The sequence below is a fragment of the Aeromonas sp. 1HA1 genome (genome assembly GCF_029237385.1).
Lineage (GTDB): Bacteria > Pseudomonadota > Gammaproteobacteria > Enterobacterales > Aeromonadaceae > Aeromonas > Aeromonas popoffii.
Genome location: NZ_JAACGC010000010.1, coordinates 34,121 through 60,665, shown reverse-complemented (window position 1 = coordinate 60,665; position 26,545 = coordinate 34,121). Strand labels below are relative to the sequence as shown.

Here is a 26,545-nt window from a genome sequence, read left to right as displayed (position 1 = left end):
GTCTGGCATGGCCCTCCGCCCTCCTGCGGATCACAGCGATATCACCTCGCCATCTTCCGGCACCCGCACCCGATCCATCATGCTCTGTTTCGCCAGATAGTCGCGCAGCTCCTTGCGTGACAGCAGGGCGTGGTTGACTGCCTCCATATGGCTGGCGATCAGCGTGGCTTGCGGCGCTGCCTGATAAACGGCGGCGACATCCTCCTTGCCCATGATGATGGCGCCGAGCCCCGGCACCTGGGCATCGCCGCAGTTGAGGATGGCCACTTCGGGCTGGTGCTGTTGCAGAGCGTGCTCTACCTGCGCATTCCAGACCGTATCACCGGCCAGATAGAGGCATTTCTCGGAGGGGTGGGAGAAAACCACGCCACACACTTCCCCCATGCGTTCGCCCAGTACCGCCATCAGTTGATCGCTGCCGTGCTGGCCACCGGTTTGCTGCAGGCGAATACCGGCAAATTCGGCCTGCTCGCTCAGCAGGCGCACATCTTTAAAGCCGCTGGCGCGTATGGTGTCAGCATCTTTCTGATGTTGTACAAACAGTGGCAGATGCTTGGGGATCAGTGCTCTGGCGGCGTCATCCCAGTGATCCGGGTGATCGTGGGTGACGATAACAGCATCCACATCGACAAGTTCATCGATCGGCAGCGGTAGCTCGACCAGCGGATTGCGCAGCTGGCTGCTGGCGGTGCCCTCAAAGCCGGGGAAGGCCCCTTTGGCAGATAGCATGGGGTCGATCAGAAAGCGGGTGCCGGCATAGTCGAGCAGTAGGGTGGCGTTGCGAACCTGGGTAATATTCATGGGATGGCTCCATGTTGGTTGGTGGATATGCAACCAAGTATGGTGGATGGTTCGGCCAGCCATCAGTGGCCCACGGGTCGATTATCATCACTATCGGGCCAATAGGCTGATGATCTAAAGGTCGGCGCGGCCATTTAAAAAATCTGAAAGAATCCCCCTTGAAAGCAAAAAACTGGGCCCCTATATAGGTAACAAGGCCGGAACGCTCGACAGAGGTTTCGACCAGACGCCCGTCCGACAGGAGGGCAAACCATCCGTTATCGCTCATAAGAGGGTAATACTATGCGTTCTATCGACTTTTCTCCGCTCTATCGTTCTGCCATCGGTTTCGATCGTCTGGCCAATCTCATCGAATCTGCGGCCAGCAATGGCAATGCCGGATATCCCCCCTACAACATCGAGCAACTGGGTGACAGCGACTACCGCATCAGCATGGCGGTGGCGGGTTTTACCCAGGAAGAGCTGGAGCTGAGCTTCCAGGAAAATCTGCTGACGGTGAAGGGTAACAAGCAGGCCGAGACCGACCGCAACTATCTGTATCAGGGCATAGCCGAACGGGGTTTCGAGCGCCGCTTCCAGCTGGCCGACTATGTGCGGGTAAAAGGGGCGGACCTGAAAAACGGCTTGCTGCATATCGAGCTGGTGCGTGAAGTGCCCGAGGCGATGAAGCCGCGCAAGATCGAGATCAACGGCTGATAGCCCGAATTCACTGCGATTTTCAAATTTCCCGGGTGCCGATGACGGGCCTGTGGAGAACCAAACCTGTTGCTTGTTAGAAGGATAGGATTATGCGTAACCTCGATTTTTCTCATCTCCATTCCAATGCCGTCGGCTTCGAGCGGATGGCCCGTGAGCTGGAAGGTCTGTTCGATCAGAAGACCGCCGCTTACCCCCCTTACAACATTGAAAAGCGCGATCACGACGGCTATCGCATCACGGTCGCTGTGGCTGGTTTCGAGCGCGAAGAGCTGGAGCTGGAAACCGAAAATGGCACCCTCAAGGTGAAGGGGTGCAAGGCAGCTGCCGGTGAGCGCCAGTTCCTCGATCAGGGTATCGCCGAGCGTGACTTCAAGCTCGCCTTCAAGCTGAGTCAGCACGTTGAGGTGCAGGGTGCCAAGCTCGAGCATGGTCTGCTGATCATCGACTTGGCCCGCGAACTGCCGGAGGCGCTCAAGCCTCGCGCCATCCCATCGGCAAAGCCGAGCCACTGGCGCTGCCAAACTAAGCCATGGGAAATGAAAAGGCCTGCGATTGCAGGCCTTTTTGTTTTTGGCTCGCAGGTTAGTTGCTGCCGTAGAGGTCGTTGATCTCGTCCGCCAGTATGGCGATGCCACGGCGCACCAGCTCCTCGCTCTGGGAGTAGTTGAGGCGTATGCACTCCTGGCTGTGGCGCCACTCGGGGTCGTCGATGCCGGGGAAGAAGTAGTGACCCGGAACTATCAGCAGGTTCTTCGCTTTCAGTCGCTCGTAAAGCTCCTGACAGTGAATGGGCAGGTCTTCGAACCAGAGCCAGAGGAAGAGGGCGCCTTCCGGCTTGTGGATGTGGAAGCGCGGATCCGGGATCGCTTCACGCAGCAGCGCTACCGCCAGCTCGGCCTTCTGCCGGTAGAAGGGTTTCACTACCTGCTCGCTCAGGGCGATGATCTCGCCACTCTCGATCATGGGGATGGTAATGGCTGGCCCCAGGCTGCCCGGCGCCAGGTTGATGATGCCGCTCAGGTTGGTGATGGCCTGGATGATCTTCTCATCGGCGATGACGATACCGCAGCGGGTGCCCGGCAAGCCCAGCTTGGAGAGGCTCATGCAGAGGATGGTGTTGGCGTTCCAGAACGGCTTGGCTTCGCTGAAGATGATGCCCGGGAAGGGCACGCCGTAGGCGTTGTCGATCAGCAGCGGAATGCCCTTGTCGCGAGCGATCTGATCCAGGTGCTCTATCTCGTCATCGGTCAGCACGTTGCCAGTCGGGTTGGTTGGACGAGAGACGCAGATCACCCCGATATCGTCGCCCACCTGCAGGCTTTCGAAATCCACATGGTATTTGAACTGGCCATCGGGCAGCTTCTCCATGGTGGGTTTGTACGCCACGAAGTAGTCATCGGTGAGGGCCGAGTCGGCGTAGCCGATATATTCAGGGGCCAGCGGGAACAGCACTTTCTTCTTGCGGCCATCGGCGAACTCGCCAGCCAGCAGGTTGAACAGATAGAAGAAGGCATTTTGGCTGCCGTTGGTCAGGGCGATATTGCGGGCCGAAATATCCCAACCCAGCTCTTTGCTGAGCAGGGCTGCCAGCGCCTTGGTGAACCTGTCCTTGCCTTGGGGGCCATCGTAGTTGGCCATGGCTTTGACCAGTTCGCCGTTGTCGAGCAGGGTTTTGGCCTCGGCCTGAAAGCGCTCCAGCATGGCGGGGATGGGGGCCGGATTACCGCCACCCAGCATGATGGCGTCCGGATTGGTCAGCCCCTGATTGAGGTCATCCATGAGTTGGGTAATACCGGCGTGGCGAGTGAACTTCTCGCCGAACAAGGAAAATTCCATTCGGTGACGGATCCAGAGTCAGTTACGGGGATGTAGCACCATAGCTCAGTTTAAAAGCGGGTGTCGATCAAAAAAATGGGACGTTCCACGTGGAACATGGCCAAAAGTTTAAGCGTGGTTAAAAGCACCAACTGTTGGTTTTAAAATGACCGAGCAGGATGCATTTTGCGACTCATTTTGGTATCGCTAGATGGTAAATTTAAACAAAATCATCATGTTATGTATTTTTTGAGGGTTGGCACAACAATTGGAATAGCTAGCTGGTCATCTCAACCACACCGGAGCAAACCAGATGAAAACCCTGATAGCCACCCTGATTGTGAGTGCCCTGAGCCTGAACGTGATGGCCAACGACAACCCGAGACCCGAGCTGGAGAGTGCCAAGCTGGAGCAAGATGTGCAGAGCGAGCTGCAGCAGGCATCCCATGCCGTGGTGCAGGATGCGCTGCACAACCTCAAGCCGCTGGCGCTGGATACCCTGGTGGTGGAGACGAGTCAGGCGGTGGCGACTCACCCCGAGAGCTGAGATAGCGCAGGGGAGTCTGCCCCGTATGTTGTTTGAAGAAGCTGATGAAGGCGCTGTCGCTGGAGAACTCCAGCGCAGCGGCAATCCGGCTGATGGGCTCGCTTTCTGCCAGCAACTCCATGGCGCGCAACAGCCGCCACTGCTGACGCCATGCCTGATAGCTCATGCCGGTCTCCCGTATGAAGATGCGGCCAATGGTCTTGTCACTGGCACCCACCCGTTCGGCCAGCCGGTTGAGCCGCTCGGGCAGGGCATCTCCCCGTTTCAACTGCTGTAGCCAGCCGCCCAGTCTGGGATCTGTCGGTAGCGGCAACTGCCACGATTCTCGCGGCGCCAGCCCCAACTCCTCCATAAACAGCGCCACTGTTCGCTGCTGCTCTGCTTGCGGTTTGTCCCACGGCCAGAGCGCCATCCGCTCGATCAGTTCGTGCAGCAGCGGATTGACCGCCAGCACCTCCACCGTGCCGGGCAATTCGGGGTGCGGCTGGAAGTAGAGGGAGCGGTAGGCCACCACACCACGCATTAATATCCGGTGGGCGGTGCCCGCCGGCAGCCAGGCGGCGCGGGTGGGAGGCAGCAGGCAGACCCGACCTTCCAGCTCCATGGTCATGCAGCCGGATTGGGCAAACAGCAGCTGATGGCGTTGATGCTGATGCAGGCCCGAGTCGTGCCAACCGAGCGCGGAGGCAATGCCGATCACGCTGCCCGTCAGCTGATCAGGGTCAAAAGGGTGATCGGGAAGAATAAAGGCCATATGTCCGATTTTTGATGTTTATAGTCCTGCTTATTGTAATCAGACAATCGGCATCTCTCTAGAATGGCGACCTCTTGTGAAGGAGGTTTGTCATGAACAACAAGTTGCCACCGCTCTGGCTGGTGGTGGGATTGATGATGTTTCCCCAGATCGTGGAGACCATCTACAGCCCGGTACTGACCCAGATCGCTACCCAGTTTCGGGTGAGCGACGGACAGGCATCCCAGACCTTGTCGGTCTATTTTCTGGCGTTTGCGGTGGGGGTGGTCTGCTGGGGGCGGTTCTGTGATCTGATCGGGCGGCGTCCCGCCATGCTGGCGGGTCTGCTCACCTATGGCGCCGGCACCTTGCTGGCGCTGCTGGCCAATCGGTTTGAGGTGCTGCTGCTGGCCCGGGTTATTTCTGCCTTTGGCGCTGCAGTGGGATCTGTGGTGACCCAGACCATGCTGCGCGACTGCTATCAGGGGAGCGAGCTGGCGCGGGTCTTCTCGGTGATGGGCATAGCGCTCTCCCTGAGCCCGGTGTTGGGGCTGGTGAGCGGCGGCTTGTTGGCCGAGCAGTTTGGCTATCTCGGTGTCTTCAGTGGCTTGCTGTTGCTGGCTCTGATACTGGGGGGGATCGCCCGTTGGCGGTTGCCGGAAACCCGTCCTGCGATAACCACTCGGGTTGCCCTCTGGCCATTGGCGTGCCGGATGATGAAGGATGGTGGGCTATGGTGCTGCGCTGTGCTGGTCTCCCTGTTCAATACCATGCTGTTTGGTTACTACAGCCTGGCACCCTTCCTGTTTGCCGAATTGGGATTGAGTGCCAGCGAGTTTGGCTACTCGGGGATCTTGCTGGCGCTGGCGACTCTGATCGGCAGCCTGCTGAACAAGCATCTGCTGGGGAGAGGTTGGCAGCCGTCATCTCTGGTCAGGCTGGCTTGCGTGCTGGCGCTGGTTGCCGTGCTGCTGGTCTGGACGAGTCAGGATTCGCTTTGGTTCCTGCTGCCCATGATGGGCGTCGTGGTGGCTTTTGGGATTGCCATCCCCAATGTGTTGAGTCAGGCCTTGCTGGGCTATCGGGAGGTAGCAGGCAGCGCCGGTGCCCTGTTCGGACTGGCCTACTACCTGCTGCTCAGCCTGGGATTGGCGCTGGCGGCCACTTTGCAGGATCTGGGTATGCTGCTCCTTGGCTGTGGCATGGTGGCCGTACTGTGCAGCGGACGGCGTTCCACGTGAAACATCAGTTGCCGATAAAACGGTAGCCGATGCCGGATTCGGTTTCGATCAGACGGGGTTGTTGGGGATTATCCCCCAGTTTCTTGCGCAGGCTGGCGATGACGATGCGCAGGTAGTGGGTGTCTTCCTTGTGGATCGGTCCCCAGATGTCGTTGAGCAGCTGGGTCTGCATCACCAGCTTGCCGGGGTGGCACACCAGCGCCTGCAGCAGGGCGAACACCTTGCGAGACAGGGGGATCTCTTCATCCCTCATGGTCACTTTGTGGCTGCTGGCGTCCAGGGTCAGGCCGCATTGGGGGAAGTGGCGACATTCACCGCTGCTGACCCCGACTCGCTGGCGCAGCAAGACGCGGATGCGGGCCATCATCTCCCCAATGCCGAACGGCTTGCTCATGTAGTCGTTGGCGCCTGCGTCCAGCAGCCGTACCTTCTCCTGCTCCGAATCCCGCGCCGACAGCACCAGTACCGGGTGCTGATGGTGCTCACGAATCGTCTGCAGAATCTGGATGCCGTCTCCGTCCGGCAGGCCGAGATCGAGGATCACCAGATCGGGATTGAGGTGGCGATATTGCTCCAGTCCCTCATTGACGCCCACCGCCTCGCTGACCTGATGCCCCTCGGCGATCAGGCTGATCCGCAGAAAGCGGCGGATCGCCGCTTCATCATCAATGACCAGGATATGAGCCATCTAGCCTCCAGAGGCGAATGTTGGGTAGGGAACATATGATGGCAGAATGAACTCTCTACAGCCCTTATGACAAAGGATGGGATCCATCATACCTCCGGTGAGTTGAGGGTGAGCGGCAGGGAGATGCGCATGCAGGTGCCGTTGCCATTGGGGCCGGAAAACGCCCAGATGCGCCCGCCATGAGCCTCTATCATAGCGCGGGAAATGGCGAGGCCAAGCCCGGTGCCGCGACTGCCGCAATCACCGACCGGCTGGGTGTAGAAGAGATTGAAGATCTTGTCCCGATCCGACTCGGCGATGCCGACCCCGATATCGATGATATCGATGATGAGATCCGGGTCTGCCAGCATTACCTTGAACTCGATGGGCGTGCCAGCCGGCGAGTAGCGGGAGGCGTTGTCGAAGATATTGACCAGCACCTGCTCGATCAGGGCGCCGTGCACATAGAGCTGGGGGATCTGCTGATCGAAGTGCACCAGCAGTTTGTGCTGGCGCCAGGAGGAGTCCAACCGCTTGCGGGCACTCTCCACCAGATCTGCCAGGTCGACCCAGTCCCGTTTCAACTGGAAGTCCGGCGAACCTATGCGGGTCATGTCCAGCAGGTTCTGCACATAGCTGTGCAGGCGGCGCGCCTCCTCCTGCACCGAATGGTGCAGTTCACTGCGATCCTCTGCGCTTATCCGATCACCGTATTCCAGTAGGGTGCTGCCAGCCCCCATGATGGTTGCCAGCGGCGTCTTCAGATCGTGGGAAACCGACGAGAGCAGGGCTGCGCGCATCCGATCCGTCTCTGCCTGCAGCTGGCTGTCGGCCAGCCGCTCGTTGAGGTCGATCCGTGCCAGGGCGGCGCGGATGTCGGTGAGCAGGGCCTGCAACTGGTGTTCAGCCGAAGAGGCGAGCGGATTGACCAGCCGGATGCCGAGCACCAGATCATCGGTGAGATGGTGATATTGCGCCTCGGCGGCATTGAGGGTGGCTGTGTGGGCACCCGCGCTCAGCTTCTGGGCCAGGCACCAGTCGATGGCTGCCTTGTCGGTCTGTCCGGGTCTGTGCTGAGCCGATCCCGCCCTGTGCTGATAATCCTGATCGAGGGCAAAGACCGGTTGGATCAAGGCCAGAGAAATGGCCTGGGTGCCTTGCCTGAGCACCTCTTCCGGGCTGCTGGCGGTGGCCAGTCCCTGACTGAGGGAGAGCAGGGCGTTGCCGAGCTGCTGAGTCTCGCGCAGGCCGATCAGCTGTTGTCGCTGGCGGGAGGCGAGTCGTCCCGCCGTCATGCCGACGATAAGCAGCACAAACAGGGTGAGTAGATCGCTGTGGCTGGCCACGCTCAGGGAGAAGTAGGGGGCAGTGAACAACAGATTGTGAGCGACGAAGCCCAGTACGGCCGCCAGTATGGCGGGCACCAGGCTGGTGGTGAGCGCCGTCGCCAGCACCCCCAGCACGAACAGCAGGGGCAGGGACGCGGGCGGCAGCCAGTGGGAGAGTCCCCAAGCGGTGGCCGAGGTCACCGCCATGATGGTGATGGCTAGCAGGCTCTGGCGTATGTCCTTGGGGTGGAGTGGTTGCAGTCCCAGGCCGGGTTTGCGCTTCTCTGTATCCACCAGTGTGATTTCGAGCCCCTGCGCCTGCTTGAGCAGGTGTTGGACCAGGGAACGGCGCCAGGGGGCTTTGTGGGGTTTGCCAAGCAGCAGTTGCGAGACCTGTTGCTGCTCGGCGGTTTCCAGCAGCGTATTGGCCACCGCCGGGCTGGAGAGGGTCAGCACCTTGGCACCGAGGTGAGAGGCCAGCGCCAGCGCCTGCTCCAGCTCGGCGGAGCGTTGCCCCTTGCTGTCGATGTGCACCACCAGCCAGGGCAGCTGGCGGCGCTGGGCGAAGCGGTGGCCGTAGCGTACCAGCGCCGAGCCGTGCTGATCGCCGAGGCAGACCATCAGCTTGCCCCGCAGCGGCAGCGTGGTCTTGCCCGCAGCCTGCCACTGCAACTGCAGATCCCCCTCCACGTGGCTGGCGGCGGTCTGCATCGCCAGCTCGCGCAGGGCGGTCAGGTTGTTGAGGGAGAAGAAGGATTGCAGGGCGGCCTTGGCTTGATGGGGCACATAGACCTTGCCCTCCTTGAGCCGGCCGAGCAGCTCCTTGGGAGGCAGGTCGATCAGTATGATGCTGTCCGCCTCCAGCAGCACCTGATCCGGCAGTGTCTCCTTGACCCTGACACCGGTCAGTTGCCACACCAGATCGTTGAGGCTCTCCAGGTGCTGCACGTTGAGGGTGGAGTAGACATCGATGCCGGCACCAAGCAACTCCTCCACATCCTGCCAGCGCTTTTCGTGACGGCTGCCCGGGGCATTGCTGTGGGCCAGCTCATCCACTACGACGATGGCGGGTTTGCGTTCGAGCAGTGCATCCAGATCCATCTCCTCCAGCCGTTGCTGGCGATGGAGATGGAGCTTGCGCGGCTGGATGGCAAGCTTGTCGAGCAGGGCCAGGGTCTCCTGACGGCCGTGGGTTTCCACCACGCCGATCAGGATGTCGACCCCTTCCCGTGCCTGTTCCCGTACTGCTTGCAGCATGGCGTAGGTCTTGCCGACGCCGGGCGCGGCGCCGAGAAAAACCTTCAGCTTGCCTTTGTGTTCCTGCTCCAGACTCGCCAGCAAGGCGTCGGCCCGCACCTCATCACGCATCCCAGGACTCCTGCTCCATGCTTGCCATCAGGGCACCAGCCTTTACCTCATCACGCATTATGATCCTTATCGAGCAACCGTTGGCTCAGTTCGAAAATGTGGGATCCCCGTCCTCTCTATCAAGCGTCCTTGTCGAGCTGCAGGTTGAGCTGGAGGATGTTGACCACTTGCGGGCCAAGGATACCAGCTTGCACTCTGGACTTGACCTGCTCCGTCAGCAAGGCGGGATCCAGCCCTCGTTGTTTGGCCACTCTTTCTACCTGAGCCAGCACGGCATCTACCGGCAGATGGGGGTCCAGGCCGGAGGCGGAGCGGGTCAGCATGGTGGGGGACTGAACATTGCCCTGCGCCTCGGCGAACTCTCTGCGCAGTGGTGAGCCCATCCCCAGATTACTGGCACTGCCGCCAATGGTGGCGAAGTCGCTGGCGGAGGGGCGGGAGTGGAAGTACTCGGCCCGATCGAATTTCTGCGCCAGCAGGGCACTGCCGATCAGCTGTTGGTTACCGTTGGTCAGCTGGCTGCCGTTGGCCTGCCAGGGGAACATCAGCTGGGCCAGCCCGGTCACCGCCAGTGGGTAGCCGACGCCCAGCAGCAGGGTCAGGGTCAGCAGGGTTCTGATTGCTATCATGATTTTCTTGCTCCAAACAGGTTGATGGGGGGCAAGCCAGGCTTGCTCCCCGCTATAGCGTTACACCAGACCCAGGCCAGTGATGACCAGGTCGATCAGCTTGATACCAATGAAGGGCACCAGCAGACCACCGACACCGTAGATCAGCAGGTTGCGGCGCAGCAGGCTGGCGGGGGATCCCTTCAGGCTGACACCGCGCAGGGCCAGCGGCACCAGCGCCACTATGATCAGGGCGTTGAAGATGATGGCCGACAGGATGGCGCTCTGCGGGCTGCCCAGCTGCATCAGGTTCAGCGCACCCAGCTGCGGATAGGCTGCGATGAACAGGGCTGGCAGTATGGCGAAGTACTTGGCCACGTCGTTGGCGATGGAGAAGGTGGTCAGTGCCCCTCGGGTCACCAGCAACTGTTTGCCGACCAGCACCACGTCCAGCAGCTTGGTGGGGTTGGAATCCAGATCCACCAGGTTGCCCGCCTCCTTGGCGGCCTGAGTACCCTCGTTCATGGCCAGACCCACGTCGGCCTGGGCCAGCGCCGGGGCGTCGTTGGCACCGTCACCGCACATGGCGACCAGGCGGCCATCGGCCTGCTCCTGGCGGATATAGGCCAGCTTCTTCTCGGGGGTGGCTTCGGCGATGAAGTCATCCACCCCGGCTTCGGCGGCGATGGCGGCGGCAGTCAGCGGGTTGTCACCGGTAATCATCACGGTACGGATCCCCATGTGACGCAGGATCTGGAAGCGGGCCTTGATGCCGGGCTTGATGATGTCCTTGAGGAACACAACCCCCATCAACTTCTCGTGGGTACAGACCAGCAGTGGAGTACCGCCCTGGCGGGCGATGTTGTCGACCGACTTGAGGATCAGCTCGGGCACAGCCTTGCGCTCGAGGGAGAGATAGTTGAGCACCGCATCCACAGCCCCCTTGCGATATTGATGACCGTTGCGATCCAGCCCGCTCAACCGGGTCTCGGCGCTGAACGGGATCAGTTTGTCACTCTCCAGCTGGCTCGGCTTGGCCATGCTCTTGCCTGCCAGGGTCAGGATGGACTTGCCTTCCGGCGTATTGTCCCCGAGGGAGGCCAGCATGGCCGCCTGGGCCAGCAGGGAGGGATCCACTCCGGGGGCCGGGATCAGCTCGTCGGCCATGCGGTTGCCGAAGGTGATGGTGCCTGTTTTGTCCAGCAGCAGGGTACGCACATCACCGGCGGCCTCCACTGCGCGGCCCGACTTGGCAATCACGTTCAGTTTCACCAGCCGATCCATGCCGGCGATGCCGATGGCGGAGAGCAGCCCGCCTATGGTGGTCGGGATCAGGGTGATGAAGAGGGCGAGCAGGTAGATCCTGGGCACCTGGGTTCCGTTGTAGTTGAGGAACCAGGGCAGGGTAGCCACCACCAGCAGGAAGATCAGGGTCAGACCCACCAGCAGGGCATCGAGCGCCATCTCGTTCGGGGTCTTCTGGCGCTTGGCTCCTTCCACCAGCGAGATCATCCGATCCAGCGTGCTCTCACCCGGATTGTTGCTGACGCGCACCCAGATCTCGTCCGAGACCACAGTGGTGTTGCCGGTCACGCCACTGCGGTCGGTACCGGATTCGCGGATGACGGGGGCGGATTCACCCGTGATGGCCGCCTCGTTCACCGAGGCAATGCCTGCCACCACTTCACCATCGGCCGGGATCATTTCACCGCTGCGTACCAGTACCAGATCACCTTTCCGCAGGCTGGTGGCGGACACCCATTCACCCTGCCCATCCTTGGCATCCGTGACCCGGCGTGCCTTGAGCTGGCTCATGCCGGCCTTCAGGCTGTCGGCCCTCGCTTTGCCGCGCCCTTCGGCCAGGGTCTCGGCGAAGTTGGCAAACCAGAGGGTCAGCCAGAGCCAGGCGGTCAGCTGCCAGGCCAGGCTGGGGGCGACCCCGGAGAAGGGTTGTCCCAGCAGCGATTCTACGGTCGCCATCACGGCAGCCAGCCAGAGGGTGAACAGTATGGGGCTGCCAAACAACGCCTTCGGATTGAAGCGATAAAGGGCTTCAATCATTGCCTGCATGACTTGCGATTTCTGTTTTTTGGCCTTCACCTTCTCGGTGCGGGCTGTCATGGAGATGGATTTGCTCATTAGAACGCTCCCTGTATCAGGCTTAGATGTTCGGCCACGGGTCCCAGTGCCAGCAGTGGCAGGAAGGAGAGGCCGCCAATCAGCAGGACTGTGATGATCAGCAAGGTAATAAACAGTGGCCCCCGGATCGGGAAGTCACCTTCACCCGTTTCCTGGCGCGGAGCGCGGGCGAGCTGGCCGGCGATGGCCAGCACCGGGATGATGTAACCGAAGCGTCCGAGCAGCATGGCCAGCGCGATTGCGATGCACTGCCAGCTATCGGCGGCGGCAAAGCCAGCGAAGGCGGAACCGTTGTTGCCGGCAGCCGAGGCGTAGGCATAGATCAGCCGTGACAGGCCGTGCGGGCCTTCATGACCTATGACGGTGTCGGCATTCGGCATCAGCAGGGTTACGCCACCGATCACCAATACCCCGACAGGCATCACCAGCATGCTGGCGACCACCCACTTCATCTCAGTGATGCCGAGGCGTTTGCCCAGATAGGTGGGTGTACGACCCACCATGAGGCCACACAGGAACACGGTCAGCAGCACGAACAGCATCATGCCGTAGATACCGGCACCCACGCCGCCGAACACCACTTCACCCAGCAGCATGTTGATCATGGCGACCATGCCGGCGAGGGGGGCAGCGCTGTCGTGCATGGAGTTGACCGAGCCGTTGGAGGCGGCCGTGGTCGCCACTTTCCAGATGCTGGAGAGCACGGGGCCGAAGCGGCTCTCCTTGCCTTCCCAGTTGCCCATCTGAGTGGTGAGGTGAGCGAGGTTGGGATCCGGCTTTATCTCCTGGGAGAGGGAGAGGGAAAGGCCCAGCACCAGCATGATGGTCATGGCGGTGAGGATGGCGCGACTATGGGCCACGTCCTTCACGTAGCGACCCAGCGTGCAGACCATGGCGGCGGCTATGGTGAGCAGGGCGACCATCTCCAGCCAGTTGGTCAGTGCGGTCGGGTTCTCGAACGGGTGAGCCGAGTTGATGCCGAAGAAGCCACCGCCGTTGGAGCCGAGCTGCTTGATGGCGATCTGGGACGCGGCAGGGCCCAGTGGCAGCAGCTGCTCCTGACCTTCCAGGCTGTGGAACGGCAGATAGGCCGACAGCGTCTGGGGCACGCCCTGCCATACCAGCAGCAGCGCCATGATCAGCGCCATCGGCAGCAGCACATAGAGACAGAAACGCACCAGATCCTGCCAGAAGTTGCCAAGGTTGGTGGTCTGTTGGCGGGCGATACCACGGAACAGCGCGATGGCAACGGCGGCGCCAGTGGCGGCGGAGACGAAGTTCTGGGTGGTCAGGCCTACCATCTGGCTGAAGTAGGAGAGACTGGCTTCACCGGAATAGGCTTGCCAGTTGGTGTTGGTCATAAAGCTGACCGCGGTGTTGAAGGCGAGTTGCCAGCTCATGCCCGGCATTTGCTGCGGGTTGAGGGGCAGCAGGCCTTGCGCCATCAGGATCAGGAACAGCAGGCCGAAACCGGCCCCGTTGAATGCCAGCAGGCTGAGGGCGTAGGACTTCCAGTCTTGCTCCCGTCCGTCCGTGCCGCAGCAGGCCAGGGTGGCGCGCTCTATGGGCGACAGCCAGCGGCTCTGCCCCTCGAATACCCGATACAGGTAGCCGCCAAGCAGAGGTGCCGGCAGCAGGATTAGCAGCACAAAGGCCACCGGATAAATCACTTCTTGCCACATATTCAGTTCCTCACTCGTGGCTGCGTGTTAACGCACGCAACAGATAACCCAGCAGGGCGAGGACCAGCAGCAGATATAGCCAATTCATATCGACTCCATAGGTGTAATTGACGCTGAAATGGTATGTAAAACAGGCGTAAAGGCGCCATAAAGCGCCATGGGGCAGGCGTAAAATCGGCGTAAAGAACACTGGTGTTGCGAGGGAGCTGGCGAGGAGGGATCAAAAAACCCGGCTTGAGCCGGGTTTGAGTGAAGGGTTATATCGTTGTATGCGTTTAGCGCATGGTCACAAACTCTTCCGCACTGGTCGGATGGATAGCCACGCAGTTGTCGAAGTCGGCCTTGGTGGCCCCCATCTTCATGGCCACGCCGAAGCCTTGCAGTATCTCGTCCATGGCAAAGCCGATGCCGTGCAGACCGACCACTTTTTCTTCCGGCCCGATGCACACCAGCTTCATGCGGGTAGGCTGGCGATGTTGGGTCAGGGCCGAATACATGGCGGTGAACTGGCTGCGGTAGACCTTCACCTGGCTCTCGCCATACTCGGCGATGGCTTCCGGTTCGGTCAGCCCTATGGTGCCTATGGGTGGGTGGCTGAACACCACGGTCGGCACCAGATCGTAGTTGAGGTGCTCGTTCGGTTTGTTGTTGAACAGCCGCTCACTGAGGCGACGGCCGGCGGCCACGGCCACCGGGGTGAGCTGGATACGGTCCGTGTTGTCACCCACCGCATAGATGTTGGCGACGGAGGTGTTCTGGAACTTGTCGCTTGGGATAAAGCCCTTCTCGTCCAGCGCGATGCCGGCGGCAGAGAGGTTGAGATTGTCGGTGGCCGGAACGCGGCCTATGGCCCAAATCAGGCAATCGACGGTCAGGTGGCGGCCATCTTCCAGCTGCAGGGTCAGGCTGTCATCGGCGTTCTTGACCACCGCCTTGGGGATGGCGTGGGTGTGCAGTTTGGGCCCTTCCTGCGCCATGATTTCCACCAGAGTCTCGTGGATCATGGGGTCGAAGTTGCGCAGCGGTGCGTGCTTGCGCACTACCAGATGGGTCTCGGAGCCAAGTGCCTGCATCACGCCGGCGATCTCGACCGCGATGTAGCCGGCACCGACCACGGCAACCCGCTTGGGTTGGCTTTGCAGGTCAAAGAAACCATCGGAATCTATACCCAGTTCGGCACCGGGAATGGCGGGTATTTCGGGACGACCACCGGTGGCGATCAGGATATGATCTGCGGTGTACTGCTCGCCATTGACCTCGATCGTGTTGCTATTGACGAAGCGGGCGAATCCTTTGACGACAGTGATCTGATTCTTGCCCAGCACATTCTGATAGGACTGGTGGATGCGGCCAATATAGGCCTGGCGGGACTCGACCAGTTTGGCCCAGCTGAAGTGGTTGAGTGTGGTGTCGAAGCCGTAGTCGGCACCATATTTCAGGGCATCGGCGATCTGGCCGGCATACCACATGGCCTTCTTCGGCACGCAGCCTACGTTGACGCAGGTTCCACCCAACTCTTTGGCTTCAATCAGGGCGACTTTCTTGCCGTACATGGCAGCCCGGTTGGCCGAGGCGATGCCGCCGCTGCCGCCACCGATGGCGATATAGTCAAAATGCTGTGCCATTGCGAGGTTCTCCGCTCATTAAGAATGCAATCACAGCATGATGGGGATAAAGCGGCTGGCTCACAAGAGCCAGCGTTCAGTTATGTTGGATCGGCATACGGATATGGAACTGGGCGCCGTTGCCTGGCTCACTGACGCAGTTGATGCGGCCACGCAGCAGTTGTACCACCAGGTTGTAGATGATGTGGGTGCCGAGCCCGCTGCCGCCCTGGCCCCGCTTGGAGGTAACAAAGGGGTCGAAGATGCGCGGCAGTATTTCGGGCGGGATACCGCGGCCGTTGTCGCTGTAGTCGATCATCAGATCCTCACCTTGCTGCTCCACCTTGATGGTGATCTTCTTCGGCTTGTCCCAGTCATCAAAACCATGGTTGATGGAGTTGAGGATCAGGTTGGAATAGATCTGGGTGAAGCTGCCGGGGAAGGAGAAGATCGACAGCTTGGAATCGCACTGGATGTCCACCTCGCACTGGGCCTTCTTCAGCTTGTGGCCGAGGGAAACCACCACCTGATGCAGGTTGTCGGCGAGGTTGAAGTTGTAACGCGCCTCGGACGACTGATCGACTGCCACCTGCTTGAAGCTGGCAATCAGCTCCGAGGCGCGCCTCAGGTTGCCCTGCAGCAGCTGCATGGACTCGTCGAGATTGACGGTGAACTCGTTGAGATAGGAGCGGGAGAGCTGCTTGGAGTCGATGTGCAGCTTGAAGTCGGCCACCCGTTCCTGCAGATAGGAGGAGGCGGTCACACTGATGCCAATGGGGGTGTTGATCTCGTGTGCCACCCCGGCTACCAGCGAGCCGAGGGAGGCCATCTTCTCCGATTCCACCAGGGTCTGCTGCGCCTGTTTCAGGTCGTCATAGGCCTTGCCCAGCTGATTGTTGGCGTCGCTCAGGCTGCGGGTTCGCTCCACCACCTTGCCTTCCAGCTGTTCGTTGAGGGAGATGATCTCCCGCTCTACCTTCTTGAGGCGGGTGATGTCATAGCCGAACCCGATCAGGTACTTGAGGTTGAGGCCCTCGTAGAAGGGGGCAAAGGTCCACTGCAACACCAGCTCATGGCCCTGCTGGTCATACATGATGATCTCTTTGTCCTCAATGGATCCATGATCGGCCAGGATCAGAGCCAGCTCTTCACGCTGTTCCTGGCTGACGAACAGATCCAGCCAGTTGTGCTGCAAGATCTCCTGTTGGTGGTAGCCGGTCAGCAGTATGGCGGCCGGGTTGATGCTGGCGATGGTGAGGTTGGGTTCCATGCAACAGATGAGCATGTTGGCCGAGTTGATCAGGGTGGCGGAGAAGTCCCGCTCTTGTTGCAGCTGTTCCGCCGCCTGATGGCGCGCCGCAAATTCGTCGTTCAGCCGTGTTCGCATCTGGTTGAGGGTGGCGACCAGGGTATCCAGCTCATCGGGTTTCTTGCGGGGCAGGGGGCGCCCCTCCAGCGTCAGCTCGATGGCCAGCCGATCCAGATTGAATTTCTGGGCATAGTTGGCGATGCGGTTGAGGTGACGGACCACCAGATAGTAAATGATGAGCAGGATACAAAACGAGACCACCAGCGTCTTGATGGTCTGGGTGACCATGATGATCACGGATTTTTCGATCAGGCGTTGGTAGATCTGATCGAGGGAGGCGGCGACGAACAGCTTGCCGACCACTTCACCCTGATAGGTGAGATTGAATTCGCGGGAGATGTCATAGCTTTCACGCTCCACCCCCTGGATCAGCAACGGCACTTCCGAGTTGCCGAGCATCTCCTTGACCATCACGAACTGCATGTTGGGCAGGTTCATGATGCCTTCTATCTGTACCTTGACCTGCTCCTCGTCCAGGTTCCACAGGCTGGCGGCGATGGGCTGCAGGAAGGAGGCTTCGATCTGGCCGATGCTGTCCTCAATGACGGCGACGTCCTTGCGGTAATCCCAGGCAAGTTGCAACACCGTAATGATCATCGCCAATACGGTACTGCACACCAGAATGTAGGAGAGCAGGCGGTATGAGAGCCCGTTACGGCCGATGGCCCTCGCGGTCTTGGAGAAAAGTCCTGACATGGCGTCCTTGCGGTCTGGAAATAATGCCATTTAGTTTAACTGCTTCATGTACTTATGTCGTGTGTCGTTAGTGGGATAAAAAAAGACCCCGAATCGGGGCCTTTTGCATTCAAGTCGGTAATCAATGACTCCCTTTCGCCTTGGGCGGAATGGATTCATCAAACACAGGCAAGGGTTTGTGCTCGGAGGCCAGGTAGGTGTAAATCACCGGCAGCACGAACAGGGTGAAGATGGTACCGATCGCCAGACCGGCCACTATCACTATGCCGATGCTGAAGCGCTGGGCTGCGCCTGCACCCGCCGCGTAGAGCAGCGGGATCAGGCCCGCGATCATGGCCGCCGTGGTCATCAGGATGGGGCGCAGCCGCACCTTGGCCGCCTGCATCACAGCTTGGGTCCGGTTCAGACCGTTCAGTAGCTGCTCTTCTTTTGCCACCTCACAGATCAGGATCCCGTGCTTGGTAATCAAGCCTACGAGCGTGATCAGACCCACCTGGGAGTAGATGTTCATAGTGGCCAACCCCCATGCCAGTGCAATCAAGGCACCACTGATGGCAAGCGGGACCGACACCATGATCACCAGCGGGTCACGTACCGATTCGAACTGGATGGCCAGCACCAGGAAGATGATGGCCAGTGCCAGCGCGAAGGTGGCATAGAGGGCATTGCCTTCGGTCACGAACTGGCGAGCCTCACCCATGAAGTCGTAGCGATAGCCTTGCGGCAGCTTCTCTTCGGCTGTGGTCTTGAACCAGTTGATCGCGTCCCCCATGGCCACACCCGGTGCCGGTACGGCGCCGATGGTGGCGGAGTTCAGCTGGTTGAAGTGGGGCAGGGCACGGGGCTCGCCCACGACTTCGATGTTGATAAGGCTACCCAGCGGGATGGATCTGCCGTCGGCCGCACGCACGTAGTAACCCTTCATGGATTCCGGGTTCATACGGTATTTGCGCTCGACCTGGGGGATCACCTCGTAGGAGCGGCCATCCAGGTCGATGCGGTTGACGTAAGCGTCCGCCATCATGGTGCCCATGGTGATGCCTATGTCCTGCATGGTGATGCCGTAGGCACCTGCCTTGTCCTTGTCGATCTTGATCCTCATGGTGGCGGAGTCGTAGTTCAGATCGAGATTCGAATAGACGAACTGGCCATTGGCCTGGGTGGCCGCCAGCATCTCGCTGGCGATCAGGAACAGGCTCTCGAAGCTGTTCGGGGTGGTGATGACGAACTGGATTGGCAAGCCGCTCGATGCACCCGGCAGTTCAGGGAACTGGAAGGTGGTGATGGCCATCCCGGGGATGTCCTTCACCAGTCCGGCGACCCGATCCAGCACCTCTTTCTGGCTCGCTTCACGCTGGCTCCAGGGCACCATAGAGGCGATACCAAATGCCTGATTGGCGTTGAATACCCCGGAGAAGACCTGGGAGTAGGCGATTTCCGGCTGCTCATCCAGGATCTTGTTCACGTCCGCCATGGTGTTTTCGATGTAGTCCAGGTTGGCGTTGGAGGGCGCAGTACCCAGCACCGCCATGACGCCCTTGTCTTCCGCCGGTGCCAGCTCACTCGGGATGAACTTGAACAGCAGCGGCAGGCTGCCGAATACGATGACGGCGAACACCAGGACCACGATGCGCTTCTGCATTACGGCGTGCAGCATAGTGCCGTAGCGTTCTGTCATCCGATCCAGCAGGTGGTGCACAGTGCGCTCGAACTTGCCCGGCTGCTCGTTGGCTTTGAGCATCTTGGCGCACATCATGGGTGACAGGGTCAGCGCTATGATGCCGGAGATGAATACCGCTCCCGCCAGGGTCAGCGCGAACTCCTTGAACAGGGAGCCGGTGATGCCTCCCATCAGGGCGATCGGCGCATACACGGCGGCCAGTGTGGCCGTCATGGCGATAACCGGCACGGCTATTTCGCGGGTCCCTATGATGGCGGCCCGGAAGGGTTCCTCGCCCTGCTTGATGTGGCGGTCAACGTTCTCCAGCACCACGATGGCGTCATCCACCACCAGACCGATCGCCAGCACCATGGCCAGCAGGGTCATCAGGTTTATCGAGAAGCCGAACAGGTCCATCATCATCACCACGCCGATGAGACTGAGCGGAATTGTGATGATGGGGATGATGACAGCCCGGAACGAACCGAGGAACAGGGTGATCACCACCAGTACGATGGCAGCCGCTTCCAGTATGGTCTTGATGACCTCGTGGATAGACTCGTTGATGGCAATGGTGGAGTCATAGAGCACGTTGACCTGCATGGTGCTCGGCATATTGCTCTTCAGGCTCGGCAGCAGTGCCAGCACATCGTGGGCAATGTTGATGGGGTTGGCCGTCGGGGCTGCGTTGACCGCCATGACCACGGCTTCGCGGCCGTTGGCACTGGCCCGGTAGATGTCGTGGCTCTTCTCCAGCGTCACCTTGGCGATGTCGGAGAGGCGGATCACATTGCCATCACGGGTGGCAACCACCAGTCGCCTGAGCTCCTCTATGTTGCTGACCTGGGTCTCGGCATTGCCGTTGAACAGCGTGAAGTAACCCGTCGCCTGACCGGTGGCCGACTGATAGTTGTTGCTGTTGAGCACCGTCATCACGTCGCTTGAGGTCAGGTTGAAGGCCGCCATTTTGGCCGGATCCAGCCATACCCGCAGGGCAAACTCGACACCGCCGTAGAGATCTACCTTGGACACGCCGCCCACGGTAAACAGCTGCGGCTTGATGACTCGCTCCAGATAGTCGGTGATCTGGCTGGAGTTCAGCTCAGGGCTGGTGAAGCCGAGGTAGAGCACCGCCGTGGTGGAGCCGGTGGAGGAGGTAACCGAGGGGTCTTCCGCCTCTTTCGGCAACTGGGAACGCACCGAGTTGACCTTGGCCAGTATGTCCGACAGCGCGGCGTTCGGATCCGTGTTCAGCTTCATGAAGGCCGTCACGGTGGAGCTGCCCAGCTGGCTGGAGGAGGTCATGAAGTCGATGTTGTCGGCTTGCGCCACCGCCTGCTCCAGCGGTTGGGTGATGAAGCCCTGGATCAGGTTGGCACTGGCACCGTAGTAGCTGGTGCTGACCGTGATCACCGTATTGGTGACCTCGGGGTATTCCCGCACCTGCATCTTGAAGATGGCCTGAAAGCCCAGCAGGGCGATCAGGAAGCTGAGCGAGATCGCCAGCACAGGCCGTTTTATGAATATGTCAGTAAATCGCATTGCAGATCTCCGCGCTTACAGCATCGGGGTTTGTGCCGGAACGGCCAGGGCATCATTTTCGACAACGCGCACCTTGGTGTCGTTGCTCAGGCGAACCTGGCCCGACAACACTATCTCGTCCCCGGCCTTGATACCGGACAGCACATGTACGTCATTGCCGCGACGTTCTCCCGCCTTGACCACGACCTGCTTGGCTCGTCTCATGCCGTCCACCTCGTGGATGACATAGACGTTTTCGCCATACAGAGTAAAGGTGATGGCCGATTGCGGTATCACAATCTGCTCTTTCACCGTGGGCATTATGATGCTGGCGCGGGCAAACATGCCGGAACGGAGCTGACCCTCGTTGTTCGGGATGTTAGCCTGTACCTGGATCAGGCCGCTCTGGTAGTTGACGGCCGGTTCGATGGCGGTGATGTAGCCGTCAAACTGGGTCTGGGGATAGGCATCCACGTTGATCTTGATGATCTGGCCCAGGGTGATGTTCGAGATGTCGGTCTGGGGCACGGTAAAGCGCAGACGCATCACTTTAGTGTCTTCCAGCCGCACTATATCGGTACCCGGTTGCAGGTACTGGCCGAGGAAGACGTTGCGCAGGCCGACCACACCGCTAAAGGGGGCGCGGACTTCACGGCGGGCGATGGTCGCCTTCAGGCTCTCTATATCGGCTTCCAGCGAGCGGTAGCTGGCTTCTGCATCATCCAGCTGATCCTTGGAGATGGAGCTCTTCTTGAAAAGGTTCTGGAAGCGCTCGTATTTGGCGCGTGCCGCCGGCAGCTTGGCCTGGGAGGCTCGCAGATTGGCCTTCTCCACACTGGAGTCCAGGCTCAGCAGCAGTTGCTCCGCCTTGACCGGCTTGCCGGATTCGAAGGTGATGGCATCGATGGTGCCCGCCAGTTCGGTGGACAGTGTCACCCCCTGGTTCGGTTCGATGAAGCCGATCGCTTCTATGGTTGGTACCCAGTCTTGCGCCTTGGTCACCATGGCGGTCACCGGGAACTCGGGTTCCGACCGGTTGGCCATGAACTCTGCAATCTTCTTCTGCTTGAACATATTGAAGCCGATGACGCTGCCAAACAGGGCAAGCGCTATCAGCAACATGATGGCCATCCACTTTTTCATGAACAGGCTCCTGAGGTCGAAAAATGGGGGTTTAAAATGGCATTCCAGCTAGCCATGATGACGGCTTCCAGCTGTTCTTGCGTTAGTTCAAAGTGATGAACCTGGCGTTGCAACGCCAGACTTCCCACGCAATCCAGGCTCAGCACCTGCAATGCCCGGACGGGTAGATCGATAAACAGACCTTGTTCACGTCCCCGTTCGAAGAAGCGATCCAGAGGTGCCCAGGCGGCTATGATGACCGGGTCTTTCTCCAGTTCGGCTCCCAGTGGAGAGCTCCCATACTGCAGCTTGCATTTGAGCGCGTTGGGATCGTCGGCAAAAATGGCGTGGATGTTGAGCCACAATCGCCGAAATTGCTGAAACGACATCTCCTCTATCTGCACCCCTTCCATGACCAGTGGATGACACTGGAGTATGGTGTGCTGATAGAGCTGGCGGATCAGATCATCTTTGTCGCTGAAGTAGCGATAGATGGTACCCGCAGCGACCTTGGCTTTCTTGGCCACCATGGCAATGGATAGCCCGTGGAAACCCTGCTCGCCAAGTATTTCATGCGCCGCATTGAAAATGCGTTCTTTCTTGTCCATGACTCAATTATCGCAACGGCTGAATGAACGTTCATTCATTTTAGGGTTGCCTTGAGGCAAGTCAAGTGCTGCTGCGCGCTTGCCCACTCTTGTGGGGGGATAAAGTAACAGTCGAGGACTGGATCCAGCCTGAATGAAGGAAAAATGGCATAAAACAGTCATAAGCGATGGAAAAACAAGCGGTTGATTCAAGGCAGGCAAAAAAGTGTAGACAAGTATGCTCCCATCATCAATAATGCGCCCCGTTCGACAGCGTAGCGCCCGTAGCTCAGCTGGATAGAGCGCTGCCCTCCGGAGGCAGAGGTCACAGGTTCGAATCCTGTCGGGCGCACCATAAAACGTGCGCCAGTTAAACGGGCGTTGTTGTGGAACGAAAACAGCTGTGGTGGCTGTAGCTCAGTTGGTAGAGTCCCGGATTGTGATTCCGGTTGTCGTGGGTTCGAGCCCCATCAGCCACCCCATTTTACAGCTTGTCAGGTATGCGAAGGTGGCGGAATTGGTAGACGCGCTAGCTTCAGGTGTTAGTGCCCCCCGGGTGTGAGGGTTCGAGTCCCTCTCTTCGCACCATACTTGCTGTATGACGAGGATGATCAAAGGTGATTGTCTTTGTGCTTTAGAGTACTTAAGTAAAGAAAATTGTCTCGGTGATTAGCGCAGCCCGGTAGCGCATCTGGTTTGGGACCAGAGGGTCAAAGGTTCGAATCCTTTATCACCGACCATATTCAGAAAAACCTCGCTTAGGCGGGGTTTTTCGCTTTCTGGCGTTTGCCACCTCTCCTTTCGTTACTTCTTGTCACGTCTGTTTACACTTCTGTTGGCACTTTCTCGCCGCGGCTTCGGGTATGCTGGGCCACAGACCCACAGCAAGTGGGCATCATTGAACACATTTCAGGCCAACATGTCATATGCACCCTAATCTCGTTCGCGTCAGCACGCTGGCGCTTGTTGTCGTGACCCTCTGCGGTTGTTCGTTCAAACCCAAGCAGGATGAGATCCTGATGGGCGCCGTGCCCAGACAGGCTGCCAATGCCCCCTCCACCCTGGTGACCAGCGGTGGTTTCTGCGTGGCATTAAATACCCGGGATCAACTGATCACCCAGTCTTGCGACCAGACTGCCCGCCAGCAGTTCAGCTGGGATGCCGGCGCCTTGCAGCTCCAGCAGCGTTGTCTGGTGGCCAAAGAGGGGAATGATCTCGTCATGACGGAGTGTCAGGACGAGAGTCGTCAATGGCAGTGGCAGGCGGATCGCCTGTTCAACAGCAAGGTCGAGCTATGTCTGGACGTCGCCGGGCGCCGTCACAAGCCCGGCATACCGCTGCGGCTGGCGGAGTGTTACGGCGGCGCCAACCAGAGCTTCGAATGGAAGAGTGAAACAAGTGTTCTGGATCAGCTGAACCTCAAAAGCCTCATCTGGTGAGGCTTTTGAGGTAGAAGAGTGGCTCCCCTCAGTGTGAATGAGCGGCAGTGATGGGGTGTTCTGGCCGGTGTATCGTAACGGGCAATGGCACCAGGCGACAGACATCCTCATGGCCAGACCCCTCGAGCGAGTCGAGGCGACTGATCAGCAGGGAGTGGATCCCCTTCAGCTGATCGGCCCGGTGCAATGTGTCTATCAGCTGGCTGTGATGGTGCTGGGGGTCGCTATCCAGATAGTGGATCGGCCTGACGCCGCGCAAAATCGCCATTTGATTGAGCAGCTGGCCGTTGTCTGACAGTGCCCAGATAGGGTTGTTGAGACCGCCCCGGGAGATGGCGATGACCGCATCTCCCCGGCGGGTCAGTACGGCGATACCACAGGCGCTGTCCTGGCTGAAGGCGGAGGTCATGGCGGCCAGTGCCATACAGTGGCCGGACTGATCTGTCTGGCTGGTGCCCCTGCGCCAGCGTGGTGGTATGGGCTCCATCTCCTGTTCGGCTCCCAGTGCGATGCGGGCCATGGCCTCGACCGCTGCTACCGGATAGAGCCCAGCCGCCGACTCGGCCGACAACATCACCGCATCCGTCCCATCCATGACCGCGTTGGCCACATCCAGTACTTCGGCCCGGGTGGGCATGGGGCTGCCGATCATCGACTCCAGCATCTGGGTCGCTGTGATGACGGGGCGACCGAGCGCGCGGCAGCGCTTGATCAGCTTCTTTTGTACGCCGGGCAGTCTGGCATCCCCGATCTCCACCCCCAGATCGCCACGGGCCACCATGATGATGTCGGCGGCGTGGATGATCTCGTCCATGGCCTCGACCGAGGCGACCACCTCTGCCCGCTCGACCTTGGCGACGATGGCTGCCTTGCTGCCGGTGGCACGAATGAGTGCCCTGGCCTCGTCGAGATCGGCGGCACAGCGGGGGAACGAGATGGCCACGAAGTCGGCGTCGAGTTGACGGGCAGTCAGGATATCTTCCCTGTCCTTGGCGGTCAGCGCCGGGGCGCTGAGGCCGCCGCCCAGCACATTGATGCCTTTGCGATTCGACAATATGCCGCCTACCAGCACGCGGGTCGTGATGTGCATCCCCTCGATCTGTTCCACCCTGAGCTGGATACGGCCATCGTCCAACAGCAGGATATTACCCGGGTACACCTCGTTCACCAGTGCCGGGTAGTCGATCCCGACCCGATATTGGTCGCCCTGCCTGTCATTGAGCTCGGCATCGAGCACGAAGGATTCTCCCGCCTGCAGCTGGATGCTGCCCGCGGTGAAGCTGGCTATGCGGATCTTGGGGCCCTGCAGATCCACGAGAATGCCGATGTGGGTATTGAGGCGCGCCGCCGTGGTACGGATCAGTGCTGCCAGTGCCAGGTGCTGCGCCGGACTGCCGTGGGAAAAGTTCAGCCTAAAGACGTTGGCTCCCGCCAGGATCAGCTGCTCCACCATGGTGGCGGAGGAGCTTGACGGGCCCAGGGTGGCGATGATTTTGGTCTTGCGCATGGGGTTCTCCTGTTGTGACAACAAAGTAAAAGGGTGGTCACCAGACCACCCTTTTCTTGGGCATGTATCAGTAGTTGACAACTTTCTTGGCGTTCCACACTGTCAGCGCTAGCAGCATGGAGACCACCGAGGCTCCCAGCCAGAAGTACTGGGCACTGCTGAAGTCATAGTGGGTTACGCCATCGATCACGCTGGTCTTGATCAGCGCGGAGGAGACCAGCTCTTGGCCGGAGGCGGCGATGTAGGAACAGAGGCCGATGAATCCCTTCACGGCGCCCACGGCCGTTTTGGGCATCAGGTCACAGGCGGTCAGGCCGGCCAGGAACACCACCAGACCACCGATAGCAAAACCGATCAGGGCGAGGGCTACCGCGTCCATCATGCGGCTCTGCGGGCCCCAGAACATCAGGCACATGCCGGCTATGTTGGCCAGACCGTACAGCAGAGTCGGGATGTGGCGGTTGGCGTTGAAGATCTTGTCAGAGATAACCCCGGCCAGGATGGCACCGAGGAAGCCGGCGATGGGGTAGGCCGACATGGCGAAACCGGCATCGATCAGGCTGTAACCTTTCTGTTCTTGCAGGTAGAGCACGGCCCAGGAGCTCATGGCGTAGCGGGACATGTACATGCAGGCGCAGGCTGCGGCGATGAGCCAGACGGTGGGCTGCTTAAGGATGAACAGCTGGGCGCGGCGGATCTCGGCCGGCTCCACTTTCTTGGCGATTTCGGCCTGCTCACCAAAGGCGACAGCTGGCTCCGGCAGGGCATAAGTCTGTGGGCGATCCTTCAGTACCAGGAACATGCACAGAGCCGCAATCAGAGAGGCAATACCTGCCCCGATAAAACCTGCTTGCCAACCGAAGTAGCTGACGACGGTGGCGGTCAGGATCCAGGAGATACCTTCCCCTATGTTGCGTGATCCACCCCATATCGAATAGACGGAACCCCGTTGCTTGGGTGAGAACCACTGGAAGATGGAGACGCAGGAAGGCGCCGAGCCAACGGATTGGAACCAGCCATTCAGACCCCACATCAGTACCAGAAAGAAGGTCGCGGTGTTCATACCCATCAGGATGGTACAGATGGATGACAGTCCCAGGGAGACCGACATGAAGCGGCCTATGTTGGCGTAATCGGAGAGGAAGCCATTGGAGAACTTGCCGACGGCGTAGGTGAACAGGAAGGCGGAGCCTATGACCCCCAGTTCCTCCAGCGTCACTATGCCGGCATCCAGCAGGGGTTTCTTGACAACGTTAAGACTCATTCTGACCACGTAAAACATGGCATAACCCAGCACCAGTCCCAGGAAAACCTGCCACTGGTACTTGCGGTAAATGGAGCGGATTTTATCGGGCGAGGCATCCATGACCGGCAAGTCTGCTCGCGTCTTGAAAAAGTTGAACATGTCGTTC

At 59.7% G+C, this 26,545-nt stretch carries 19 protein-coding genes, 4 tRNA genes and 1 pseudogene; 9 read left to right on the top strand and 15 right to left on the bottom strand.

Features of this window, described 5'->3' with window-relative positions; translation table 11 throughout:
* Positions 1–30: 30 nt before the first annotated feature.
* Complete coding sequence (locus GWQ22_RS05520) at positions 31–801, bottom strand: MBL fold metallo-hydrolase (protein ID WP_275929694.1); 771 nt, start codon at positions 799–801, stop codon at positions 31–33.
* A 282-nt stretch (positions 802–1,083) separates the two neighbouring features.
* Here GWQ22_RS05520 and GWQ22_RS05515 point away from each other — a divergent pair, with 282 nt between their 5' ends.
* Both GWQ22_RS05515 and GWQ22_RS05510 read left to right on the top strand, forming a co-directional pair.
* Entirely contained in the window at positions 1,084–1,497 is a 414-nt protein-coding gene (locus tag GWQ22_RS05515; RefSeq protein WP_042037136.1) for an Hsp20 family protein, read from the top strand.
* Between the two features lie 92 nt (positions 1,498–1,589).
* A pseudogene (locus tag GWQ22_RS05510) lies at positions 1,590–1,991 on the top strand (Hsp20 family protein); the annotation flags it as partial.
* A gap of 91 nt (positions 1,992–2,082) precedes the next feature.
* Here GWQ22_RS05510 and GWQ22_RS05505 read toward each other — a convergent pair.
* Positions 2,083–3,336, bottom strand: a complete 1,254-nt coding sequence (locus GWQ22_RS05505) for a valine--pyruvate transaminase (RefSeq protein ID WP_042037133.1) — start codon at positions 3,334–3,336, stop codon at positions 2,083–2,085.
* A gap of 292 nt (positions 3,337–3,628) precedes the next feature.
* Between GWQ22_RS05505 and GWQ22_RS05500 the strand changes: the two genes are divergently transcribed.
* Positions 3,629–3,862 carry a hypothetical protein gene (locus tag GWQ22_RS05500; RefSeq protein ID WP_212514622.1) on the top strand — a complete coding sequence of 78 codons (234 nt, stop codon included), beginning with the start codon at positions 3,629–3,631 and terminating at the stop codon, positions 3,860–3,862.
* On the opposite strand, the gene GWQ22_RS05495 is transcribed toward GWQ22_RS05500, so the two are convergent.
* On the bottom strand, positions 3,792–4,616 hold the full coding sequence (locus GWQ22_RS05495) for a helix-turn-helix transcriptional regulator (protein ID WP_275929693.1): 825 nt from the start codon (positions 4,614–4,616) through the stop codon (positions 3,792–3,794). The two genes, GWQ22_RS05500 and GWQ22_RS05495, sit on opposite strands and share 71 nt — an antisense overlap.
* A 92-nt stretch (positions 4,617–4,708) precedes the next feature.
* Between GWQ22_RS05495 and GWQ22_RS05490 the strand changes: the two genes are divergently transcribed.
* On the top strand, positions 4,709–5,836 hold the full coding sequence (locus tag GWQ22_RS05490; protein WP_275929692.1) for a multidrug effflux MFS transporter: 1,128 nt from the start codon (positions 4,709–4,711) through the stop codon (positions 5,834–5,836).
* A 4-nt stretch (positions 5,837–5,840) separates the two neighbouring features.
* On the opposite strand, the gene GWQ22_RS05485 is transcribed toward GWQ22_RS05490, so the two are convergent.
* The 10 genes from GWQ22_RS05485 to GWQ22_RS05440 all read right to left on the bottom strand — a co-directional run bounded on the left by GWQ22_RS05485 (position 5,841) and on the right by GWQ22_RS05440 (position 22,208).
* Positions 5,841–6,524, bottom strand: a complete 684-nt coding sequence (locus tag GWQ22_RS05485; protein ID WP_275929691.1) for a response regulator — start codon at positions 6,522–6,524, stop codon at positions 5,841–5,843.
* Between the two features lie 86 nt (positions 6,525–6,610).
* Positions 6,611–9,199, bottom strand: a complete 2,589-nt coding sequence (locus GWQ22_RS05480) for a sensor histidine kinase KdpD (protein WP_275929690.1) — start codon at positions 9,197–9,199, stop codon at positions 6,611–6,613.
* 119 nt (positions 9,200–9,318) lie between these two features.
* Positions 9,319–9,828, bottom strand: a complete 510-nt coding sequence (locus GWQ22_RS05475) for a potassium-transporting ATPase subunit C (protein WP_042037124.1) — start codon at positions 9,826–9,828, stop codon at positions 9,319–9,321.
* Positions 9,829–9,888: 60 nt separating this feature from the next.
* Positions 9,889–11,946, bottom strand: coding sequence for a potassium-transporting ATPase subunit KdpB (kdpB, locus tag GWQ22_RS05470; protein ID WP_042037123.1), 2,058 nt, complete (start codon positions 11,944–11,946; stop codon positions 9,889–9,891).
* Positions 11,946–13,628, bottom strand: coding sequence for a potassium-transporting ATPase subunit KdpA (gene kdpA, locus GWQ22_RS05465; protein ID WP_275929689.1), 1,683 nt, complete (start codon positions 13,626–13,628; stop codon positions 11,946–11,948). Before kdpA ends, kdpB begins: the two co-directional genes overlap by 1 nt.
* Positions 13,629–13,903: 275 nt before the next feature.
* Positions 13,904–15,253, bottom strand: coding sequence for a glutathione-disulfide reductase (gorA, locus tag GWQ22_RS05460; protein WP_275929688.1), 1,350 nt, complete (start codon positions 15,251–15,253; stop codon positions 13,904–13,906).
* A 76-nt stretch (positions 15,254–15,329) separates the two neighbouring features.
* A complete protein-coding gene (locus tag GWQ22_RS05455) occupies positions 15,330–17,297 on the bottom strand; it encodes an ATP-binding protein (protein ID WP_181364737.1) in 1,968 nt (655 codons plus the stop codon).
* A 121-nt stretch (positions 17,298–17,418) separates the two neighbouring features.
* Complete coding sequence (locus GWQ22_RS05450; RefSeq protein WP_275929687.1) at positions 17,419–20,499, bottom strand: multidrug efflux RND transporter permease subunit; 3,081 nt, start codon at positions 20,497–20,499, stop codon at positions 17,419–17,421.
* A gap of 15 nt (positions 20,500–20,514) precedes the next feature.
* A complete protein-coding gene (locus tag GWQ22_RS05445) occupies positions 20,515–21,621 on the bottom strand; it encodes an efflux RND transporter periplasmic adaptor subunit (RefSeq protein WP_275929686.1) in 1,107 nt (368 codons plus the stop codon).
* Positions 21,618–22,208 carry a TetR/AcrR family transcriptional regulator gene (locus GWQ22_RS05440; protein WP_275929685.1) on the bottom strand — a complete coding sequence of 197 codons (591 nt, stop codon included), beginning with the start codon at positions 22,206–22,208 and terminating at the stop codon, positions 21,618–21,620. The genes GWQ22_RS05445 and GWQ22_RS05440 overlap by 4 nt, the downstream gene beginning before the upstream one ends.
* Before the next feature lie 257 nt (positions 22,209–22,465).
* On the opposite strand from GWQ22_RS05440, the gene GWQ22_RS05435 reads away from it, so the two are divergent.
* The 5 genes from GWQ22_RS05435 to GWQ22_RS05415 all read left to right on the top strand — a co-directional run bounded on the left by GWQ22_RS05435 (position 22,466) and on the right by GWQ22_RS05415 (position 23,626).
* Positions 22,466–22,542: transfer RNA gene (locus GWQ22_RS05435), tRNA-Arg, on the top strand.
* Between the two features lie 51 nt (positions 22,543–22,593).
* Positions 22,594–22,669 (top strand) — tRNA-His (locus tag GWQ22_RS05430).
* A 20-nt stretch (positions 22,670–22,689) separates the two neighbouring features.
* Positions 22,690–22,775: transfer RNA gene (locus GWQ22_RS05425), tRNA-Leu, on the top strand.
* A gap of 75 nt (positions 22,776–22,850) precedes the next feature.
* Positions 22,851–22,927: transfer RNA gene (locus GWQ22_RS05420), tRNA-Pro, on the top strand.
* A 186-nt stretch (positions 22,928–23,113) separates the two neighbouring features.
* On the top strand, positions 23,114–23,626 hold the full coding sequence (locus GWQ22_RS05415; protein ID WP_275929684.1) for an RICIN domain-containing protein: 513 nt from the start codon (positions 23,114–23,116) through the stop codon (positions 23,624–23,626).
* 28 nt (positions 23,627–23,654) lie between these two features.
* Here GWQ22_RS05415 and pyk read toward each other — a convergent pair whose 3' ends face one another.
* The gene (gene pyk / locus GWQ22_RS05410) at positions 23,655–25,133 is read right to left on the bottom strand and encodes a pyruvate kinase (protein WP_275929683.1); all 1,479 of its coding nucleotides are present in this window, start codon (positions 25,131–25,133) and stop codon (positions 23,655–23,657) included.
* Between the two features lie 67 nt (positions 25,134–25,200).
* Positions 25,201–26,538 (bottom strand): MFS transporter, encoded by a 1,338-nt coding sequence (locus tag GWQ22_RS05405; RefSeq protein WP_042037103.1) that lies wholly within the window; start codon positions 26,536–26,538, stop codon positions 25,201–25,203.
* Positions 26,539–26,545: the final 7 nt, after the last annotated feature.